Consider the following 18,441-nt stretch of genomic DNA (forward strand, 5'->3'; position numbering starts at 1 on the left):
ACTTTTTACTTCTATTCCTCATTGTTTAAATCAATTTTTTTAATATCATATAAATCCTCAGAGTAAAATGGTTTACCCGACTCAATTGGTAAAATATATTCAAAATTATCATCCTTTTCAAGTTGCTTATATTTTCCATTAACAACCAAAAAGTAGTCAGCATTTATGTTGTAATATCCATCTGGAAAGCTTGAAAAATCAATATCTCCTAGTTCCAATAGGTTGCTTTTGCTAAGTGTTAAATGCAAGCAAAGTGCTCCCTCCTTCATAAAGTCTTTAACAGAAAGAGTCGCATATCCTCTAAAAGCTTGTTTTTCTTTACTGAATGAATTTTGATTTTGAAGAGCCTTTTCTTTTATTAAAGGAGTTATCCTATATGAATTTGATATTTTAAAACCAGGGCTAGCTAATGGCTGTTCTTTATCATCAATAACTACTAAATCATATCCTTTCTTTTGTATTGCACTTTCTACAGCTGATTTAAAATCATTCAGAACTGTCTGTGCCTCTTGGCTCGATGCAGAAAGCCTCAAGAATTCTTTAAAACCATAATTCTCATTAATGAAACTGACCTGTGTTAATTTTTGACGAATGTACTTAGCACCTACTTGGATAGTCATTCCATTATCCGATACTTCAAAAATACTAATATCTGAAACGTTACTATCTATTTCTACGCTTTTAAGAGCAACATCATAATTCATTCCCCTAGAAGAATAAAACTCTTTTAATTGTTGAACTTTAGCATTATTTCTAAAGTGGATTTGAATTCTACTTCCTACAAATGGAGAAAAAATACCAATCAAAAATAGAATAAGTAACTTACGACTTAATTTTGGATAATAGTTTTCCTTTTGATAAATCCAATCTAAATACGGAAATAAAAATAATGAAAAAATGAAACTCCAAAGGTCAATATCTTTTATAAAGTCAAAGGAAACGATTATTTTAAATCTTAGCAAAAACATCAGAAAAATTGCTAAAAAAATATTTCCAAGCAATAGAAAAGCAATGATGCGTTTCGATTCATTTTTTGCTTTTCGCACATAAGATATCCCCACCAGAAGATTAGCCAAAAAACTAATTCCATAACCGATTATAGTTGGAATAAATCCAAAAATAGCAAAGATTAAATTATATCTTGAGTCAGTATCGCCTACACCTTCAATATTTAAAAGACCATATAGAAGATTAAGAAAAAATACAACTAGTGGCAAATATGCAATATAGATATCCGATAATTTCAAAGTTTTTTTCATAGGAACTCCTGTTTTTAAGGTAATCTTATTCCCCCTTCAAGGCATCAAACTTTGCTTTCATAGTTGGATTTTTGCGGGTCAATTTTTTAACCGAAACATCTTCCAACTTATTGTTTGCAAGACGGAGTTGATTTTCTGATGTTGTTAGGAATTTCTTTACCTCTTCCATGCGTTTGATGGCTTTGTCGATTTCATCAATTGCTTTACCAAAGTTGGTCGAAGCAGAGTTGTAGTTCTTGGCAAAGGCTAGTTTAAAGGCATCCAAATCTTCCTCAAAATGTGTAATATCGATATTTTGCTCTCGAACCAAGGCCAATTCTTGTTTGTATTTTAGGGAATTAAGCGCCGCATTTCGCAAGAGACCAATCAACTGGATAAAAAACTGAGGACGAACCACATACATCTTTTCATACTCGTGGCTGACATCAACAATCCCTGTATTAAAGTAGTCGTTATCTGCTTCTAGCATGGTCACCAGAACCGCATATTCGCAGTTTTTCTCCCGACGGTCCTTGTCCAATTCCTTGTAGAAGTCCGCATTCTTGTGCTTCTTCTCTGTGCCGTCCGCTTCATTTTTCATTTCAAACATGATGGAAATAATTTCCACTCCATTTTCATCACATTCACGGAAGATAAAGTCTCCCTTAGAGCCTCGCGCAGAGAGCTTGTTATCCTTCTCAAAGTAGGCATTTGGAAAGGCAAAACTACGGACTTTGTTAAACTCACTCTCTGCATAGTGTTCTAGACTTTCCCCGATAGCTTTTGTAGATTGTTGAGCCTTGAAATTCTTGTAAAATTCTACCTGTTCACTGGCCGCCTTGAGCTGGGCTTCATAGTTTTGTTTAACAGAAGCCAAAGACAACTCATTTTCCTTTTCTTGCAAGAGGAGCTGATTTTTAACTTGATCCCGTTCTTTTTCTAGGTCAGAAAGAGTCTTTTGTAGCTGATTTTCATGTTCCAAGCGCAGGGTAGCCAATTGGTTTTCCAAGGTCTGTACTTCCTTATCCTTTGCCAATAAAGCCTCATGACTTGTTTGTTCAACCTCTTTCCTAGCCAGCTCTTTCTCTGTATCAAAGTTTTGGATTTGACTCTGTAATTGCGCAATTTCTTGGTCTTTTTGAGCTAGTTTAGACTGTTGCTCATTCATAGCCTTCTGCTCAGCTAGGGCAAGCTCTTGCTTCATGCGATCGTGTAATTCCTTATCAAACTCAGCTGTTCTCACTTGAGATAAAAGTTCAGCATACTGGCTCTCATTTACTGTAAAGACTTCCCCACAGTTGGGGCATTTGATTTCGTTCATAACTTTCCTCTTTCTAGACTTCTGTAACCATTATATCATGCCTGAGGGAAAATCAAAAACAGTGAGTCGAAACCCACTGTTTATATCTTTTACTTTAAATTTTTTCCAAGGCTAAGCGCAAATCTTCAATCAAATCCTCTACATTTTCAAGACCGATCGACAAGCGGATTTGGTTGGGTGTGATACCAGCTGCTTCTAGATCTTTTTCTGACAACTGACCGTGAGTGGTTGTCGCAGGATGGACCACAAGGGATTTGGCATCTGCTACGTTTGCAAGGTCAGAGAAGATTTCCAAATTATCAATCACCTTGCGAGCTTCTGCTTCTCCACCTTTGACATGGAAGGTAAAGATTGAACCAACACCTTTTGGCAAATATTTCTCAGCCAAGGCATGATAAGGACTGTCTGCAAGTTTTGGATAGTTGACTTTTTCAACCTTAGGATGGTTGACAAGGAAATCAACAATTTTCTCTGCATTTTGAACATGGCGTTCGACACGAAGAGAGAGAGTTTCAAGCCCTTGGAGCAAGAGAAAGGCATTAAATGGTGACAAGGCAGCACCTGTATCACGAAGCAATTGAACACGAACAGCGATAATAAAGGCTGCTGCACCCACATCCCGAGTATAGCTCAAGTTGTGGTAACTTGGGTCTTCCTCAACAAATTGTGGGAACTTCCCTGAAGCTGCCCAGTCAAAACGACCGCTATCGACAATAACTCCTCCAATGGTCGTACCATGTCCACCAATAAACTTAGTTGCTGAGTGAATGGCAATATCTACACCGTGAGAGAAGACGTTAATCAAATATGGTGTGGCAAAAGTATTGTCAGAAACGAGAGGAATCTGGTGTTTATGCGCAATCTCAGCCAATTTTTCCAAGTCAGGAATGTTAATCAAGGGATTCCCCAAGGTTTCAATCAAGACAAGCTTGGTATTGTCATTGATAGCTGCTTCTACTTCCTCCAAATTATCCACATCCACAAAGGTTGTTGTAATTCCATAACGAGGAAGGGTTTCTTTCAAGAGGTTGAAGGTCCCACCATAAATAGTTGACGCAGCCACCACATGATCACCTGCGTGAGCAAGCGCCAAAATAGTGTAGGTTACAGCAGCCATACCTGATGCTGTCGCTAGTGCTCCAACACCACCTTCAAGAGCAGCGATTCTTTCTTCAAATGCCGCTGTTGTAGGATTGGTAATACGAGTATAAATGTTCCCTGGTTTTCTCAAGGCAAACAGATCTGCACCTTCCTGCGTGTCATCAAAAACGAAGGATGTTGTTTGATAAATCGGTACTGCACGAGACTTAGTTGCTGGATCAACTACTTGCCCAGCATGTAATTGTAGGGTTTCAAATTTAAAATCACGAGTCATATAACGACCTCCAAATAGCTTCATTAGGGATATTGTATCATCTTGTGCTAGTCTTTTCCAATACCGTTTTTCTATATTTTGATATAAGGAACAACTATGACTAGTCTTACACATCAAACAAAAAAGCACGATTCACTCGTGCTCATTTCTTTAATCGACATAAGTATCTTCGTTTTTATTAAGGAATGCGTAAGGCAAGCCCATCAAGAGGCCTCCTCCGATAAAGTTTCCGACAAAGGTTACACCCCAGTGACGAAGAATATTAGGTATGTCAAAGTTAGCAATTGAATCAGCTGCAACACTGAACTTAACAATCGCAAAAGAAGCAAAGTTCGCAGCAATGTGTTCGTTTGTTAAGAATACAAACATGTAAATTGCTGACAAAACAAGCCAAAGTTTGGCTCCACCATCTTTCACTAAAACAAATGAAAGAATAGCAATGTTTACAAAGATATTGGCTAAAATACCTTCAAGCAAGACTAGCTCATTGGAACGGCCTAACTTCATCTCTACAACCCCTGAAATGAAGCTATCATGTGTTAGATTTGCATAGGCTGCTGAGTGGGCAAAGCCCCAACCTGCTATCAAAGCTCCGATAAGGTTGAACAAGGTACAGTAAAGTAAAATCTCAGCTGTTTTTCTCCAAGAGATTTTCTTCAAGAAACTACCAGCTGTTAAAAACATCATATTTGAAGTTACCAGCTCAGCATTCAAGAAAACAATGTAGGCCAATCCCCAAGCAAAAACAAATGGGAAGAGAAAACGTCCACTACCTGGAGCGATCTTATTAATCAAGTCAGCCCCAACTGCGCCTGCAGCCGTACTAAATGTCATAAAAGCACCTGCAAACATGGAACGAATCGCATACTTAAACTTGCTTTGGCTATAAAGACTTTCTTTCTTCTTACAAGCAAATTCAATCTTTGAAATAAATTCTGAAGAGACCATAAAAAAACTCCTAAACTTTTATTTGTGATAATTATAACATAATTCTTGTTTTCTAGAAAGCGTTTTCTGTAAAATTCTAAAATATTTATCCTAAGCCTTCTTATCCTTTTTCATAAGAACTATTTTGATTCTATTTGTTGACATAAAAAACCAGTGAAATAGCACTTCACTGGTTCATTCATTCTTAATAACGTTGTCTATACGGTTGATTAAAGGCCTTCAAAATATCCTCAGAAGTCTCAGAATAAGCTTTTGATTCTTTAAAGATTCCTTTGACGATTATACGCTCGGTCGCATTATAATCAACACAGGTAACCAAAGTAATCTCCTTTACGCCATCACGGTCTTCGATTTCATCCACTCGGTCTGGTGTAACACGTTTAACTTCTGTAATCTCATAAGTATAAACTTTATCCTTATCCGTCAGGTAAATTTTCATACCTGCTTTGGCATTGACCAAAGGTGAGAAGAGCATTTGACTGGCATTTTCAGCAGTAAAGATATGGTGACTGGCAAGAGAATAGTTGCCTTCTCCCATTTTTTGGTCTGGTTTCATGGTCCCTGCTCCGTAGAACAAGTTTACATTATCCAAACCTTTAAAAATCGGTAAGTTTATCTCCACTTCGGGAATAGCAATACCTCCAATAACAGGAAGTTTCTGAGCATCCCATTGTGAAGCCAGTACAGCTTCGGATGAAATAGACTTAACAGAGTCAAAATCAAAATTCCCTTCGGTTTTTAGATTTTCATCTATATTTTCCTTAGTGACTTGATTGACTTGGTATTTATTGGTATTCCATACCAAAAAGATATCGCGAATCTTTGAATTAAAAATCAAGGCTAAGGAAAGAAGAATTAAGAAACCCGCTAAAATATTGATAAATAGATTTCTGCGCTTATTTTTCTTACTCTTTTTATTTTTCGTTTTTTTATGAGCCATTATTCTGCACCTTCTGTTTCAATTTCAGCCCCAACTTCTTCTTTTTCTGCCGCAGCAACCGTTGTAAAGGTCACAATCTTAGCATCCTGATCTAGACGCATCACCTTAACTCCCATAGTTGAGCGTCCCGTTTGTGAAATATTGGCAACGTTTGTACGGATCATGACACCTGTATCTGTGATAATCATCAGGTCTTCATCTCCCTTAACAGTGAGGAGACCTGCCAGAGGACCATTCTTCTCAGCAACATTAGCTGTCTTCATCCCTTTACCACCACGGCCTTTAGTAGGATATTCAGTAGCAAGTGTACGTTTACCATATCCTTTTTCAGTGATGATAAGAACTTCGTCTTGGTTTGTAATCACGCTAGCACCAACTACTGTGTCACCCTCACGAAGATTGACTCCTCGGACACCTGTAGCGATACGGCTCATGCCACGAACAGCTGATTGATTAAAGCGAACAGCATAACCAAACTTGGTACCAATGATAATATCCGTATCTTCTTCTGTCAGCAAGACATTAATCAATTCGTCTTCATCCTTGAGATTCAAGGCTTTAAGTCCATTTTGACGAATATTAGCGAACTCTTTAACACTGGTTCTCTTCACAATACCGTGACGAGTTGTAAAGAAGAGATAGGCGTCATCACTACGTTCAGACTCAACGTTGATGATGGTCTGAATGCTCTCACCTTCGTCCAACTTCAATAGATTGACAACTGGCAAGCCCTTAGCAGTACGACCGTATTCAGGGATTTCATAACCTTTTAGTCGGTATACGCGTCCTTTATTAGTAAAGAAAAGCAAATGATCATGGGTGCTGGTCGAAACCAACTCACGCACAAAGTCATCATCCTTAACCCCAGTACCTTGGACCCCACGACCACCACGTTTTTGAGCAGTGAATTCACCTTGGTCCAAACGTTTGATGTACCCCTTATTAGAAAGGGTAATCAAGACATCCGTTTCTTCAATCAAATCTTCATCTTCAAGAGTTAAGACTTCTCCGATCATCAACTCCGTACGACGCTTGTCACCAAACTTACGTTTGACTTCGTCCAGCTCCTCTTTGATGATTTGCGCCACGCGCTCAGGTTTGGCAAGAATATCAGCCAAATCCGCAATCAAGGCAATCAATTCATCATATTCAGACTGAATCTTATCACGTTCCAATCCTGTCAAACGACGAAGACGCATATCAAGGATAGCTTGACTTTGACGTTCAGAAAGCTTGAACTTGCTCATCAACTCAGCTTGCGCTTCCGCATCTGTTTCACTGGCACGAATGATACGAATCACTTCGTCGATATGGTCAAGTGCAATTAAAAGACCCTCTAAGATGTGCGCACGCGCCTCTGCCTTTTCCTTGTCAAAACGAGTACGACGAACGACCACTTCTTTTTGGTGCTCGATATAAGCATCCAAAATTTGACGAAGGGACAAGATTTTTGGCACGCCATTTTGAATCGCCAACATGTTGAAACCAAAATTGGTTTGCATCTGGGTCATCTTGAAGAGGTTGTTAAGGATAACGTTGGCAGAGGCGTCGCGTTTAACCTCGATTACAAAGCGAACGCCTTCACGATTGGACTCATCACGGACTGCTGTAATACCCTCAATCCGTTTTTCCTGAACCAAACGAACAATATGCTCATGGACCTTAGTTTTGTTAACCATGTAAGGAAATTCTGTTACGACAATTCGTTCACGGCCAGTCTTAGTTTCTTCGATTTCAGTACGAGAACGAAGAACAATGGAGCCTTTACCAGTTTCGTAAGCCTTATGAATACCTGATTTGCCCATAACAAGGGCACCAGTTGGAAAATCTGGACCAGGCAAGACTTCCATCAAGTCCTTAGTAGTCACATCTGGATTGTCCATGACTAGCTTCACTGCATCAATGGTTTCACCCAGGTTGTGAGGAGGGATGTTGGTAGCCATCCCAACAGCAATCCCAGTTGCCCCATTGACCAAGAGGTTTGGAAAACGAGCTGGCAAAACCAAGGGTTCACGTTCGTTAGCATCGTAGTTATCTACGAAATCAACGGTGTTTTTATTGATATCACGAAGCATTTCAAGAGCAATCTTGCTCATACGTGCCTCAGTGTACCGCTGCGCGGCAGCACCGTCCCCGTCCATAGAACCAAAGTTTCCATGCCCATCAACAAGCATGTAACGGTAGCTCCACCACTGGGCCATACGAACCATGGCTTCGTAAATAGAGGAATCTCCGTGTGGGTGGTATTTACCCATAACATCCCCTGTAATACGGGCTGATTTTTTATGAGGTTTGTCTGGTGTAACACCTAGTTCATTCATTCCGTAAAGAATACGACGGTGAACAGGTTTTAAGCCATCTCGAACATCAGGAAGGGCCCGCGCGACGATAACGCTCATGGCGTAGTCGATAAAGCTGGTCTTCATCTCCTTTGTCAGATTGACATTCACTAAATTTCTATCCTGCATTCATAAATGCCTCATTTCACTATTAGTAACTAGATATATTATACCATAAAGTGTAGATCATTTCAGTCTTTGGAAATCACTAAAACGTTTACATACTTATCCCGAAGGTATATCCGTGACAAAGCTTAGCAAAAGTGATAGAATGAAATCAAATGGGGGTTCCCCCCTTAATAAAATAAAGGAGATGTTTAGACAAATGACAGCAACTAAACAACACAAAAAAGTGATCCTTGTCGGTGACGGTGCCGTAGGTTCATCTTATGCTTTCGCGCTTGTAACCCAAGGAATTGCACAAGAACTTGGTATCATTGAAATTCCTCAATTGTTTGAAAAAGCAGTTGGTGATGCTGAAGACCTTAGCCACGCGCTAGCTTTTACTTCACCTAAAAAAATCTATGCAGCTAAGTACGAAGACTGTGCGGATGCAGACCTTGTAGTTATCACTGCTGGTGCTCCACAAAAACCAGGTGAAACTCGTCTTGACCTTGTAGGTAAAAACTTGGCAATCAACAAATCAATTGTTGAACAAGTTGTTGCATCTGGATTTGACGGTATCTTCCTTGTTGCTGCTAACCCAGTTGACGTCTTGACATACTCAACATGGAAATTCTCAGGTTTCCCTAAAGAACGCGTTATCGGTTCAGGTACTTCACTTGACTCAGCTCGTTTCCGTCAAGCACTTGCTGAAACTATCGGTGTTGATGCACGTTCAGTTCACGCCTACATCATGGGTGAACACGGTGACTCTGAGTTTGCTGTTTGGTCACACGCTAACGTTGCCGGTGTTAAATTGGAACAATGGTTGCAAGCTAACCGTGACTTGAATGAAGCTGACCTTGTTGAACTCTTCATCTCAGTTCGTGATGCAGCTTACTCAATCATCAACAAAAAAGGTGCTACTTATTACGGTATCGCCGTTGCCCTTGCTCGTATCACTCGTGCTATCCTTGACGATGAAAATGCGGTGCTACCACTTTCTGTATTCCAAGAAGGTCAATACGGTGTTGAAAACGTCTTTATTGGTCAACCTGCTATCGTTGGTGCACACGGTATCGTTCGTCCAGTTAACATCCCATTGAACGATGCTGAAACTCAAAAAATGCAAGCATCAGCAAAAGAATTGCAAGCTATCATTGATGAAGCATGGAAAAACCCTGAATTCCAAGCAGCTTCTAAAAACTAATGAAAAGAAGGTTCTCAAACATGGGAGCCTTTTTCTTTTTGTACAGAATCATAACTCAACTTTTCAAATAAACAAAAAAAGCCTATCAACCAAGCAATGAAGATTGATACAATAGGCTTTTTGAAAATTCATTATTTAACAGCGTCTTTAAGAGCTTTACCAGCTTTGAATGCTGGAACTTTAGAAGCTGCGATTTTGATTTCTTTACCAGTTTGTGGGTTGCGACCTTTACGTGCAGCACGCTCACGAACTTCAAAGTTACCGAAACCGATCAATTGAACTTTTTCACCAGCTGCAAGGTATTCAGTTACTGCTGCAAATACAGCGTCAACTGCTGCTGCTGAATCTTTCTTAGTCAATTCTGTAGCTTCTGCTACTTTAGCGATCAAATCTTGTTTGTTTGCCATGTTAACAAATCCTCCAAATAATTTCTAATTAACAAATATAATCATATCCTAAAATCGGCTATAGGTCAAGTCAAAAACACTATTTTGACCATTTTTTCTCTATTTTTTTAGGAATTGTAGCGAATTAGAATCGCCCAAGCATTCTCTCCAGTATGAGTTTGAATAATAGAGCCAGTTTCCAATACAGAGATTGGCTTCTCTACATAAGGTTGCAATAATGCCTTCATCTCATTCGCCAATTCGTTCGTTCCAGCGTAGGAAATTCCAATCTCTGCAACTGATTTTTGGGAAAGAGTCTCGGTTAATTCCTCAAGCCACTTTTTGAAAGTTTTCGCTCCACGTCCTTTGACGATTGGTTGGAGTTCGTGGTTTTTCATCTGCATTACTACACGAATATTCAAGAGTGAGCTTAGTAATCCTGTCACACGTCCAATACGACCACCCTTAACTAAGTTTTCTAGCGTCGAAACACCGATATAGAGTTCTGTATTATTTTTAACGTCCTCTACATGAGCTAAGATCGTTTCTAAGTCTTTACCTTCTTTAGCAAGTTTTGCGGCTTCAACAACTTGGAACTTCATCGCTTGATCTGTAAAGGAACTATCAATAACCGTTACATCAGCAGTTGAAAGACTTGCCCCTTGGCGAGCAGCTTCCACAGTTCCAGACAAGGCATGGGACATGTGAATGGCGATAATTTGACTGCCGTCTTTACCTAGCTCTTCAAAGACCTCAGCAAACACTCCTACAGGTGGTTGACTTGTTTTAGGCAGATTCTTACTTTGTTGCATAAGATGAAGGAATTCTCCCTCTTTTAAATCTGCATCCGAATAAAGCACACTATCAATCATAACTGATAGAGGGACAACGGTGATATTTAATTCTTTAACTACTTCTGGTTCGATAGTAACAGAAGAGTCCGTTACAATTTTTACTTGTGTCATAATTCAATCTTTCTATTCTTCTCGATAGGATTGGGATTTTCTCCTATATTATATCAAAAAAATGATAAAAAATCATAAGTGATCCGATGAAAAGAACTGAATTTTTGGTATAATCTATCTATAGAAAAGTGAGGAACAACTATGATTCGAAAACTTCAACCGATTATCACCATTATTCTTGGAGCTGCTATCTATGCCTTCGGTATTACCTACTTTGTTGTTCCTTATCATTTATTTGAGGGAGGGGCGACAGGTATTACCTTGATTACCTACTATCTTTTTAAGATTCCTGTCTCATTGATGAACCTCTTGATTAATATCCCTTTATTTATCCTGGCTTGGAAAATATTTGGACCTAAGACCCTCTACTCCAGCCTTCTAGGATCTATTTCACTTTCCGTTTGGCTAGCAATTTTTGAGCGCATTCCTTTACACATCGACTTGCAAGGGGATCTCATCATTGTCGCTTTAGTCTCAGGAGTCTTACTGGGGGTTGGTTTAGGAATTATCTTTAATGCTGGTGGAACCACTGGTGGCTCTGATATCGTTGCCCGTATCCTCAACAAATACACTAATATTTCGATTGGGAAATTGCTCTTTGGGATTGACTTTTTTATCCTAATGTTGATTTTGATTATCTTCCAGGACCTTCGTCTAGTTACCTATACCCTCTTGTTTGACTTTATCATCGCTCGTGTTATCGACTTGATAGGCGAAGGAGGTTATGGTGGTAAAGGATTTATGATTATTACCCAATATCCTGATCAATTGGCCAAAGAGATTAACGATGAACTCGGACGTGGCGTTACCTTTATATCTGGTCAAGGATACTACAGCAAAAAGGATTTAAAAATTATCTACTGTATCGTCGGTCGAAACGAAATCGTTAAAATGAAAGATATGATTCACAAAATTGATCCTCAAGCCTTTATCACCATCACTGAGGCTCATGAAATTCTGGGTGAAGGATTTACTTATGTGAAAGATTAAAAAGCTGGGAATTCCCAGCTTTTATTCTTCTTCTGCGAGAGTTGAATGGCGGAACCCGTAAGTAAAGTAAATAACTAGACCAACTACAAGAGCAATGCCAAAGGCAATCCAGGTATCTAAACTATATTGAAGCATAAAGGAAACACAGATAAGAATGGAAAGAATTGGCAAAAGTGGCACCAAGGGAGTTTTAAACTCTCCCTCTTTTGGCATCCCCTTATTCTTTCTGAGTTTTATTATTCCGTAGGCTAGCAAAATCAGATAAGCTAGCGTACAGATATTTAAGAAGGCTGCAATACTGGCTAGAGGAAACACTCCTGCAGCAATGGCTGAAGCAACTCCTGTTAGGAGGGTCGCATTTTTAGGAACACGACTAGTCTTGCTTAATTGTTTGAAACTTTGGGGTAAAAGTCCATCACGTGCTAAGCTGTAAATCATCCGAGACAAAGCGTAAGTCATGGAGATACATACGGTTATCAGGGTTAGAATGGCTACAAGCGAAACATAATTTGCCGCCCAGCCTATACCAATACTCCGTAATGAAAATGCTACTGCGTCGTCCACATTGAGCTTACTGTAGTGAACAATCCCTGTCAATACTAAGGTTACCAAAGCATAGAGAATGGTGACGATTGTCAGAGAAAGGACAATTCCGCGAGGAATATTTTTTTGCGGACTTTGAATTTCATCAACTGCCATGGAAATAGACTCAAATCCGAGAAATCCAAAGAACATCAAAGATGCACCCGCCATAATCCCAGTACTTCCACCATATAGTTGACCAAAACCGAATGGAGCAAAATCTGTCCAATTTTCTGGCTTGATGTACCAAATACCAACTAGGATAAATAAGGCGAGAGCTGAGAATTTCAAGACCACTAAAAGCGAATTAAAGCGTAAGGCTGCCTTGGAATTTAATAAAACCAATCCCGTTACCAATGTCAGTACTAAAATAGGTAGAAGATCGATATAGGTTCCCTGTTCAGGATTAAAGGTTCCATTCAAGGCTTGCGGCATGGAGATACCATAATTACTGAGCAATCCCTTAAAGTAAGCTGCCCAGCCAGACGCCACACCTGAAACAGCCGTCATGAATTCCATAATGGTCAACCAGCCAGCAATCCAGGCTGGCAATTCTCCTAGAATCGCATAGAGGTAACTATAAGCACCACCAGTAGCAGGCACACGAGAGGCAAATTCTGCGAAAAAGAGTGCTGATAGAGAAACACACAGGGCAGAAATCACAATGGAAATCACTAGTGATGGACCAGCTAGGGTAGCCGCTGCTGTTCCGGTAATGGTGAAAATCCCAGTCCCCACCATGGCACCAATCCCTAGAAGAATCAAATCCCACAATTTCAAATGGCGATGCATCTCTGTCTGTCTCAGACTCACATCCTTGGTTCTAAAAATATTCATACTTCATCTCCACTAAATGTAATTGTTTTATTTTACCATATAAAAGTTTTTTTGTGAATATTTATTAGGTACTTATTTGAAAAAAATTCTGAACAGAAAGGATTCCTGTTCAGAATTTGCATTTTTACCCACTGATTGTTTCAATTAGTTACTCATCAAGCGAGTAAGCTCAACAGTACACTCCATTGAAAGGTTTTGGGGATTTGGGATTTTAAACTTCAAAGTAAGGGAACGGACGGTCACTGTCTAAAGGACGATTTGGAACTTCTTGTTCCAGAATAGCGCGCCAACCAGATACCAATTCTTCAAAAGTCAGTTGTGCTTCTGGAGAAGCTGTTGTCAGCTTCCGACCAAACCAAGCCATGGTTGCAGTTTCAAATTGAAGCATAGCGTACTGGATTACTGGTACATTTGCCTCTTCATAATTTTCATTTACTGCACGCGCTACTTCTGCCGCTTGCGGAAGGAGTTGATTGCTGATTTTATCAACAACAGTCGCATCCATCTCTCTCCATGAAAGAAGTTGACCATTTACCTGATAAAAGAGCTCAAAGGTTTCTTGATTTTTCTTAAAATTGGTAAGAACAAAAGCACGTTCTACTGCCTCAGGACCACCAGCAGCTTTTACAGCGTTTATCAAGAGGTTTTGTTCCATTTGTCGCCAATAATCATCTGCTTCTTCTACTAAATCAACTGTAAAAGGTGGAACAATTTCCTCGACAGGAATTTCACCTTTATTCGCTTTTTCAACATTACCAAATAATTTTTTTAAGAATCCCATTTGCTTCTCCTTTTTGGACTTATCCGACTGAACCTTCCATTTCATAGCTAATCAAGCGGTTCAGCTCAACTGCGTATTCCATTGGAAGTTCTTTTGTGAAGGGTTCCACAAATCCCATGACAATCATCTCGGTTGCCTCAGATTCTGACAAACCACGACTCATGAGGTAGTAGAGTTGTTCCTCTGAAATCTTAGATACTTTGGCTTCGTGCTCCAAAGCAACTTGCGAGTTGTGAATTTCATTAAACGGAATGGTATCTGATGCTGACAAGTCATCCATGATAATGGTATCACACTCGATGTGAGAAACAGATTTCTTAGAGTTCTTGTTAAAGGTTACTTGTCCACGATAGTCCACCTTTCCTCCGCCTTTAGCAATGGATTTAGACACGATAGACGAGCTTGTATGTGGAGCGTTGTGGATCATCTTGGCACCCGTATCTTGGTGTTGCCCTGCATTGGCAAAGGCGATAGAGAGCATGGTTCCACGCGCTCCTTCTCCATCAAGGTAAACAGACGGGTATTTCATGGTTGTTTTAGCACCCAAGTTACCATCAATCCACTCAACAGTCGCATCTTTCAAAGCTTTGGCACGTTTTGTTACCAAGTTATAGACATTATCAGACCAGTTTTGGATGGTTGTATAACGCATATAAGCTCCGTCCAAAGCGAAAATTTCTACAATGGCAGCGTGCAAGCTGTTACTTGAATAAGTTGGCGCTGTACAGCCTTCTACGTAGTGGACGCTTGCTCCTTCATCAACAATAATCAAGGTACGTTCGAACTGACCTGTATTTTCGTTGTTGATACGGAAGTAGGTTTGAAGCGGAATATCTACCTTGACACCTTTTGGTACGTAGATAAATGTTCCACCTGACCATACTGCTGAGTTGAGGGCAGCCAACTTGTTATCTGTCGGCGGTACCAACTTGGCAAAGTATTGTTTAAATAAGTCTGGGTATTCCTTGAGGGCAGAATCCGTATCTGTAAAGATAATCCCCAATTTCTGAAACTCTTCCTTCATGTTGTGGTAAACCACTTCTGACTCGTACTGGGCAGAGGCACCGGCTAGATAAGCACGCTCAGCTTCTGGAATCCCGATACGTTCAAAGGTTTCTTTGATTTTTTCAGGAACTTCGTCCCATGAACGGGCAGGTTTATCAGAAGGTTTTTGGTAGTAGATCAAATCATCAAAGTCAATCTCTGACAAGTCTGCTCCCCAGGTTTGCATAGGCATTTTTTTGAAGGTTTCATAAGACTTCAAACGGAATTCTAACATCCACTCAGGTTCTCCCTTAGCAGCTGATAATTCGCGAATAACACCTTCGTTGAGTCCTTTTCCTGTCGATAGGACAGGCTCTACATCGTCATGGAAACCAAATTTATATTCACCAAGGTCAATTGGTTTTGGTTCTACTCTTTCTTCAGCCATAATATCCTTTCTTTCATTCTTCATTTCTACTGATTCGTAAGACAAAAGAAACTTGTCTTACTGTTTTTCTTGATCTTCAATTGTTTTCTTAAGGGCATTCCAAGCTAGAGTTGCACACTTAATCCGTTGTGGGAATTTGGCAACACCTGATAAGAAAGCTGCATCTCCAAGTTGGTCTTGGCGGTCATCCTTTTGCCCTTGAACCATTTCAGAAAAAATGGTCGCAAGTTCTAAAATTTCTTGTTTGGTCTTGCCTAAAACTGCATCTGTCATCATACTAGCAGAGGCAGTTGAAATCGTGCATCCTGAATTTAGAAAAGCAATATCTTCCAAACGGTCCTCTGCGTCAAACTTGACAGAGAGGTTGATAACATCCCCACAGGTTGGATTATTGAGACTGATTTGCTCAGCGTCTTCTAACTTCCCTTGGTGATGTGGATTTTTCGAATGGTCTGCCACCACTGCCATATAAAGGCTATCTAGTTTAGAAAGTGCCATTGAAAAACTCCTTTGTCTTTTGTAGGGCATCGACTAGCTTGTCACAATCTGCCTTGGTATTGTAGATATAAAAACTTGCACGAGCTGTTGCTGGGACTTCCAAATACTGAAGCAAAGGTTGGGCGCAATGGTGACCAGCACGAACAGCCACTCCTTCATAATCAAGTGCTGTAGCTAGGTCATGGGGATGAAGATCACCTAGGTTAAAGGCAATGACACCTGAACGTTGAGCCAGGTCCTGCGAACCATAAATGGTCAAGCCTTCAATGGCCTGCAATTTTGGATAGACGTATGCAATCAATTCTTGTTCATGCGCTTCAATGGCATCCATGCCAATCTTTTCCAGATAATCCACTGCTGCAGCAAGTCCGATAGCACCTGCCATATTTGGCGTTCCAGCCTCAAATTTCCAAGGCAATTCCTTCCAACTAGCAGATTGCTCATAGACGAAATCAATCATCTCGCCACCAAATTCAACTGGAGACATTTGTTCCAGATACTTTTCTTTACCGTAAAGCACACCGATGCCAGTCGGACCAGCCATCTTGTGACCTGAAAAGGCGAAGAAGTCCACATCCAAGTCCTGGACATCAATCTTCATATGAGGCGTAGATTGAGCACCATCCACTACCATGATAGCTCCAACTTGGTGGGCCAATTTCGTGATTTCCTTGATAGGATTGACCACACCAAGGACATTAGAGGCATGAGCTAGCGAAACAAACTTGACCTTGTCCGTCAATTTAGCGCGCAAGTCATCCATATCCAGAGCTCCATCCTTGAGATAGACATAGACAAGCTCTGCCCCAGTCTTGCGACAAGCTTCCTGCCAAGGAATGATATTGGAATGGTGTTCCATGACAGAAATCAAGACCTGGTCTCCCTCAGTCAAAATCTCCTCAGCAAAGCGTGCCACCCAGTTAAGACTGGTTGTCGTTCCTCTGGTAAAGAGAACTTCCTTTGTAGAGCCTGCATTGATAAACTTACGAATGGTTTCACGAGCAGCTTCATAAGAAGCTGTTGCTCGCTCCGCCAAGGTATGAACACCACGGTGAACATTGGCATTGTCCTGCTCATAGTAGCGGTTAATCGTTTCAAGAACTGCTAGTGGTTTTTGTGTCGTCGCAGCATTGTCCAGATAGACCAGAGGTTCATCGTTGACAATCTGGTCCAAAATTGGAAAATCCTTGCGAATCGCTTCTACATCTAACATAGGCTTCCCCTTAGCGTTTTGACAATTTTTCTTCGATAGTTGCAATCATTTCGTCACGAACTTCTTTGACTGGAATCTCAACAATTACGGAGCCAAGGAAACCACGAACAACCAAACGCTCAGCAGTCGCCTTATCCAAGCCACGGCTCATGAGGTAGTACATATCTTCTGGATCCACCTGACCGATAGAAGCCGCGTGACCTGCAGTTACGTCATTTTCATCAATCAAAAGAATGGGGTTGGCATCTGAACGCGCCTGATCTGAAAGCATGAGAACACGACTTTCTTGCTGCGCATCAGCTCCCTTAGCACCCTTGATAATGTGTCCAATACCATTGAAGGTCAAAGTTGCTTTTTCAAGGATAACCCCATGTTGGAGGATATTTCCGATAGAGTTGCAACCATAGTTAGTCACTCGAGTATCAATCCCTTGAACCTGACGGCCACTTGAAAGAGCTACGACTTTAAGGTCAGCATGGCTACCATTTCCAATCAAATCGCTATCAAAATCAGCAACAACATTTCCTTCGTTCATGACACCGATTGCCCAGTCAATGCTTGCATCGTTGCCTAGTTTACCACGACGGCTAATATAGGCAGTGACATTTTCACCTAAACGGTCAATAGCTGCAAATTTCACTTGCGCACCTGAACGAGCAATCACTTCGACCGTGATATTAGCAGTTGCCTTGGCACTACCTTGGCCACGAGACTCAAGACGTTCAAGGTAGCTGATTTTAGAGTTTTTACCTGCAATGATCAGAATATGCTTGTTAAATGGCACATCGCTATCGCTGTCTTGGTAGAAAATTCCTTCGATTGGCTCTGTAATCTCAACGTTATCAGGAATGTAGAGAACAGCACCACTGTTAAAGTAAGCCGTGTGGTAGGCTGCCAACTTGTCATCGTCATACTTAACAGATGACATGAAGAATTCCTCGATAAGTTCTGGAATTTCTTCTAAAGCTGAGTGAAAGTCTGTAAAGACTACTCCTTGTTCAGCCAATTCAACTGGAGTTTGTTCAAAAACAGTCTGCGTTCCTACTTGCACCAACTTCAAGTGATTATCTAGAGCCGTGAAGTCAGGAACATTTGCTGAAGGTTCACTTTCTGTGATGGTTCCATCTCCCAGATTCCAACGGTGAAATTTGACACGCTCAATAACTGGTAATTCCAAACTCTCAATCTTATCAAAAGCTTTTTGACGGAGGTCAGCCAACCAGCTTGGTTCAGCGTGCATTTCTGAAAAAAGTTTAATATTCTCTTTAGTCATTTACTTCTCCT

The 18,441-nt window shown here is 40.5% G+C and carries 16 protein-coding genes; 2 read left to right on the plus strand and 14 right to left on the minus strand.

Annotation, left to right across the window (positions count from 1 at the left end; translation table 11 throughout):
* Positions 1–11: 11 nt before the first annotated feature.
* From O3652_RS03115 to gyrA, 6 genes are all read right to left on the minus strand, one after another.
* Entirely contained in the window at positions 12–1,259 is a 1,248-nt protein-coding gene (locus O3652_RS03115) for a glutamyl-tRNA amidotransferase (RefSeq protein WP_070567539.1), read from the minus strand.
* A 25-nt stretch (positions 1,260–1,284) separates the two neighbouring features.
* Entirely contained in the window at positions 1,285–2,559 is a 1,275-nt protein-coding gene (locus O3652_RS03120; protein ID WP_371590057.1) for a DUF2130 domain-containing protein, read from the minus strand.
* A gap of 94 nt (positions 2,560–2,653) precedes the next feature.
* Positions 2,654–3,934, minus strand: coding sequence for an O-acetylhomoserine aminocarboxypropyltransferase/cysteine synthase family protein (locus tag O3652_RS03125; protein WP_042902178.1), 1,281 nt, complete (start codon positions 3,932–3,934; stop codon positions 2,654–2,656).
* A 150-nt stretch (positions 3,935–4,084) separates the two neighbouring features.
* Positions 4,085–4,882: a formate/nitrite transporter family protein gene (locus tag O3652_RS03130; protein ID WP_000254791.1), complete on the minus strand. Its 798-nt coding sequence runs from the start codon at positions 4,880–4,882 to the stop codon at positions 4,085–4,087.
* Between the two features lie 184 nt (positions 4,883–5,066).
* Positions 5,067–5,822 (minus strand): class A sortase, encoded by a 756-nt coding sequence (locus tag O3652_RS03135; protein ID WP_042768932.1) that lies wholly within the window; start codon positions 5,820–5,822, stop codon positions 5,067–5,069.
* On the minus strand, positions 5,822–8,290 hold the full coding sequence (gyrA, locus tag O3652_RS03140) for a DNA gyrase subunit A (protein WP_125413135.1): 2,469 nt from the start codon (positions 8,288–8,290) through the stop codon (positions 5,822–5,824). The genes O3652_RS03135 and gyrA overlap by 1 nt, the downstream gene beginning before the upstream one ends.
* Before the next feature lie 196 nt (positions 8,291–8,486).
* On the opposite strand from gyrA, the gene O3652_RS03145 reads away from it, so the two are divergent.
* Entirely contained in the window at positions 8,487–9,473 is a 987-nt protein-coding gene (locus O3652_RS03145; protein WP_000127489.1) for an L-lactate dehydrogenase, read from the plus strand.
* Between the two features lie 131 nt (positions 9,474–9,604).
* Here O3652_RS03145 and O3652_RS03150 read toward each other — a convergent pair whose 3' ends face one another.
* Together O3652_RS03150 and O3652_RS03155 are read right to left on the minus strand one after the other, a co-directional pair.
* Positions 9,605–9,880 (minus strand): HU family DNA-binding protein, encoded by a 276-nt coding sequence (locus O3652_RS03150; protein WP_001284636.1) that lies wholly within the window; start codon positions 9,878–9,880, stop codon positions 9,605–9,607.
* A gap of 107 nt (positions 9,881–9,987) precedes the next feature.
* Positions 9,988–10,824, minus strand: a complete 837-nt coding sequence (locus O3652_RS03155) for a DegV family protein (RefSeq protein WP_084943375.1) — start codon at positions 10,822–10,824, stop codon at positions 9,988–9,990.
* Positions 10,825–10,965: 141 nt separating this feature from the next.
* Here O3652_RS03155 and O3652_RS03160 point away from each other — a divergent pair, with 141 nt between their 5' ends.
* Positions 10,966–11,814, plus strand: coding sequence for a YitT family protein (locus tag O3652_RS03160; protein WP_371590058.1), 849 nt, complete (start codon positions 10,966–10,968; stop codon positions 11,812–11,814).
* Between the two features lie 21 nt (positions 11,815–11,835).
* On the opposite strand, the gene O3652_RS03165 is transcribed toward O3652_RS03160, so the two are convergent.
* From O3652_RS03165 to sufD, 6 genes are all read right to left on the minus strand, one after another.
* Complete coding sequence (locus O3652_RS03165; RefSeq protein ID WP_125413137.1) at positions 11,836–13,233, minus strand: APC family permease; 1,398 nt, start codon at positions 13,231–13,233, stop codon at positions 11,836–11,838.
* Positions 13,234–13,444: 211 nt separating this feature from the next.
* Entirely contained in the window at positions 13,445–14,014 is a 570-nt protein-coding gene (locus tag O3652_RS03170; RefSeq protein WP_125391268.1) for a hypothetical protein, read from the minus strand.
* 19 nt (positions 14,015–14,033) lie between these two features.
* Positions 14,034–15,446: a Fe-S cluster assembly protein SufB gene (gene sufB, locus O3652_RS03175; protein ID WP_000797071.1), complete on the minus strand. Its 1,413-nt coding sequence runs from the start codon at positions 15,444–15,446 to the stop codon at positions 14,034–14,036.
* Positions 15,447–15,503: 57 nt separating this feature from the next.
* Positions 15,504–15,944 (minus strand): Fe-S cluster assembly sulfur transfer protein SufU, encoded by a 441-nt coding sequence (sufU, locus tag O3652_RS03180; protein ID WP_001218473.1) that lies wholly within the window; start codon positions 15,942–15,944, stop codon positions 15,504–15,506.
* Positions 15,931–17,157, minus strand: a complete 1,227-nt coding sequence (locus O3652_RS03185) for a cysteine desulfurase (protein ID WP_125413138.1) — start codon at positions 17,155–17,157, stop codon at positions 15,931–15,933. Before O3652_RS03185 ends, sufU begins: the two co-directional genes overlap by 14 nt.
* A 10-nt stretch (positions 17,158–17,167) precedes the next feature.
* Positions 17,168–18,430, minus strand: coding sequence for a Fe-S cluster assembly protein SufD (gene sufD, locus O3652_RS03190; protein ID WP_000159660.1), 1,263 nt, complete (start codon positions 18,428–18,430; stop codon positions 17,168–17,170).
* Positions 18,431–18,441 lie beyond the last annotated feature (11 nt).

The organism is Streptococcus sp. 27098_8_23 (assembly GCF_041432195.1).
GTDB lineage: Bacteria > Bacillota > Bacilli > Lactobacillales > Streptococcaceae > Streptococcus.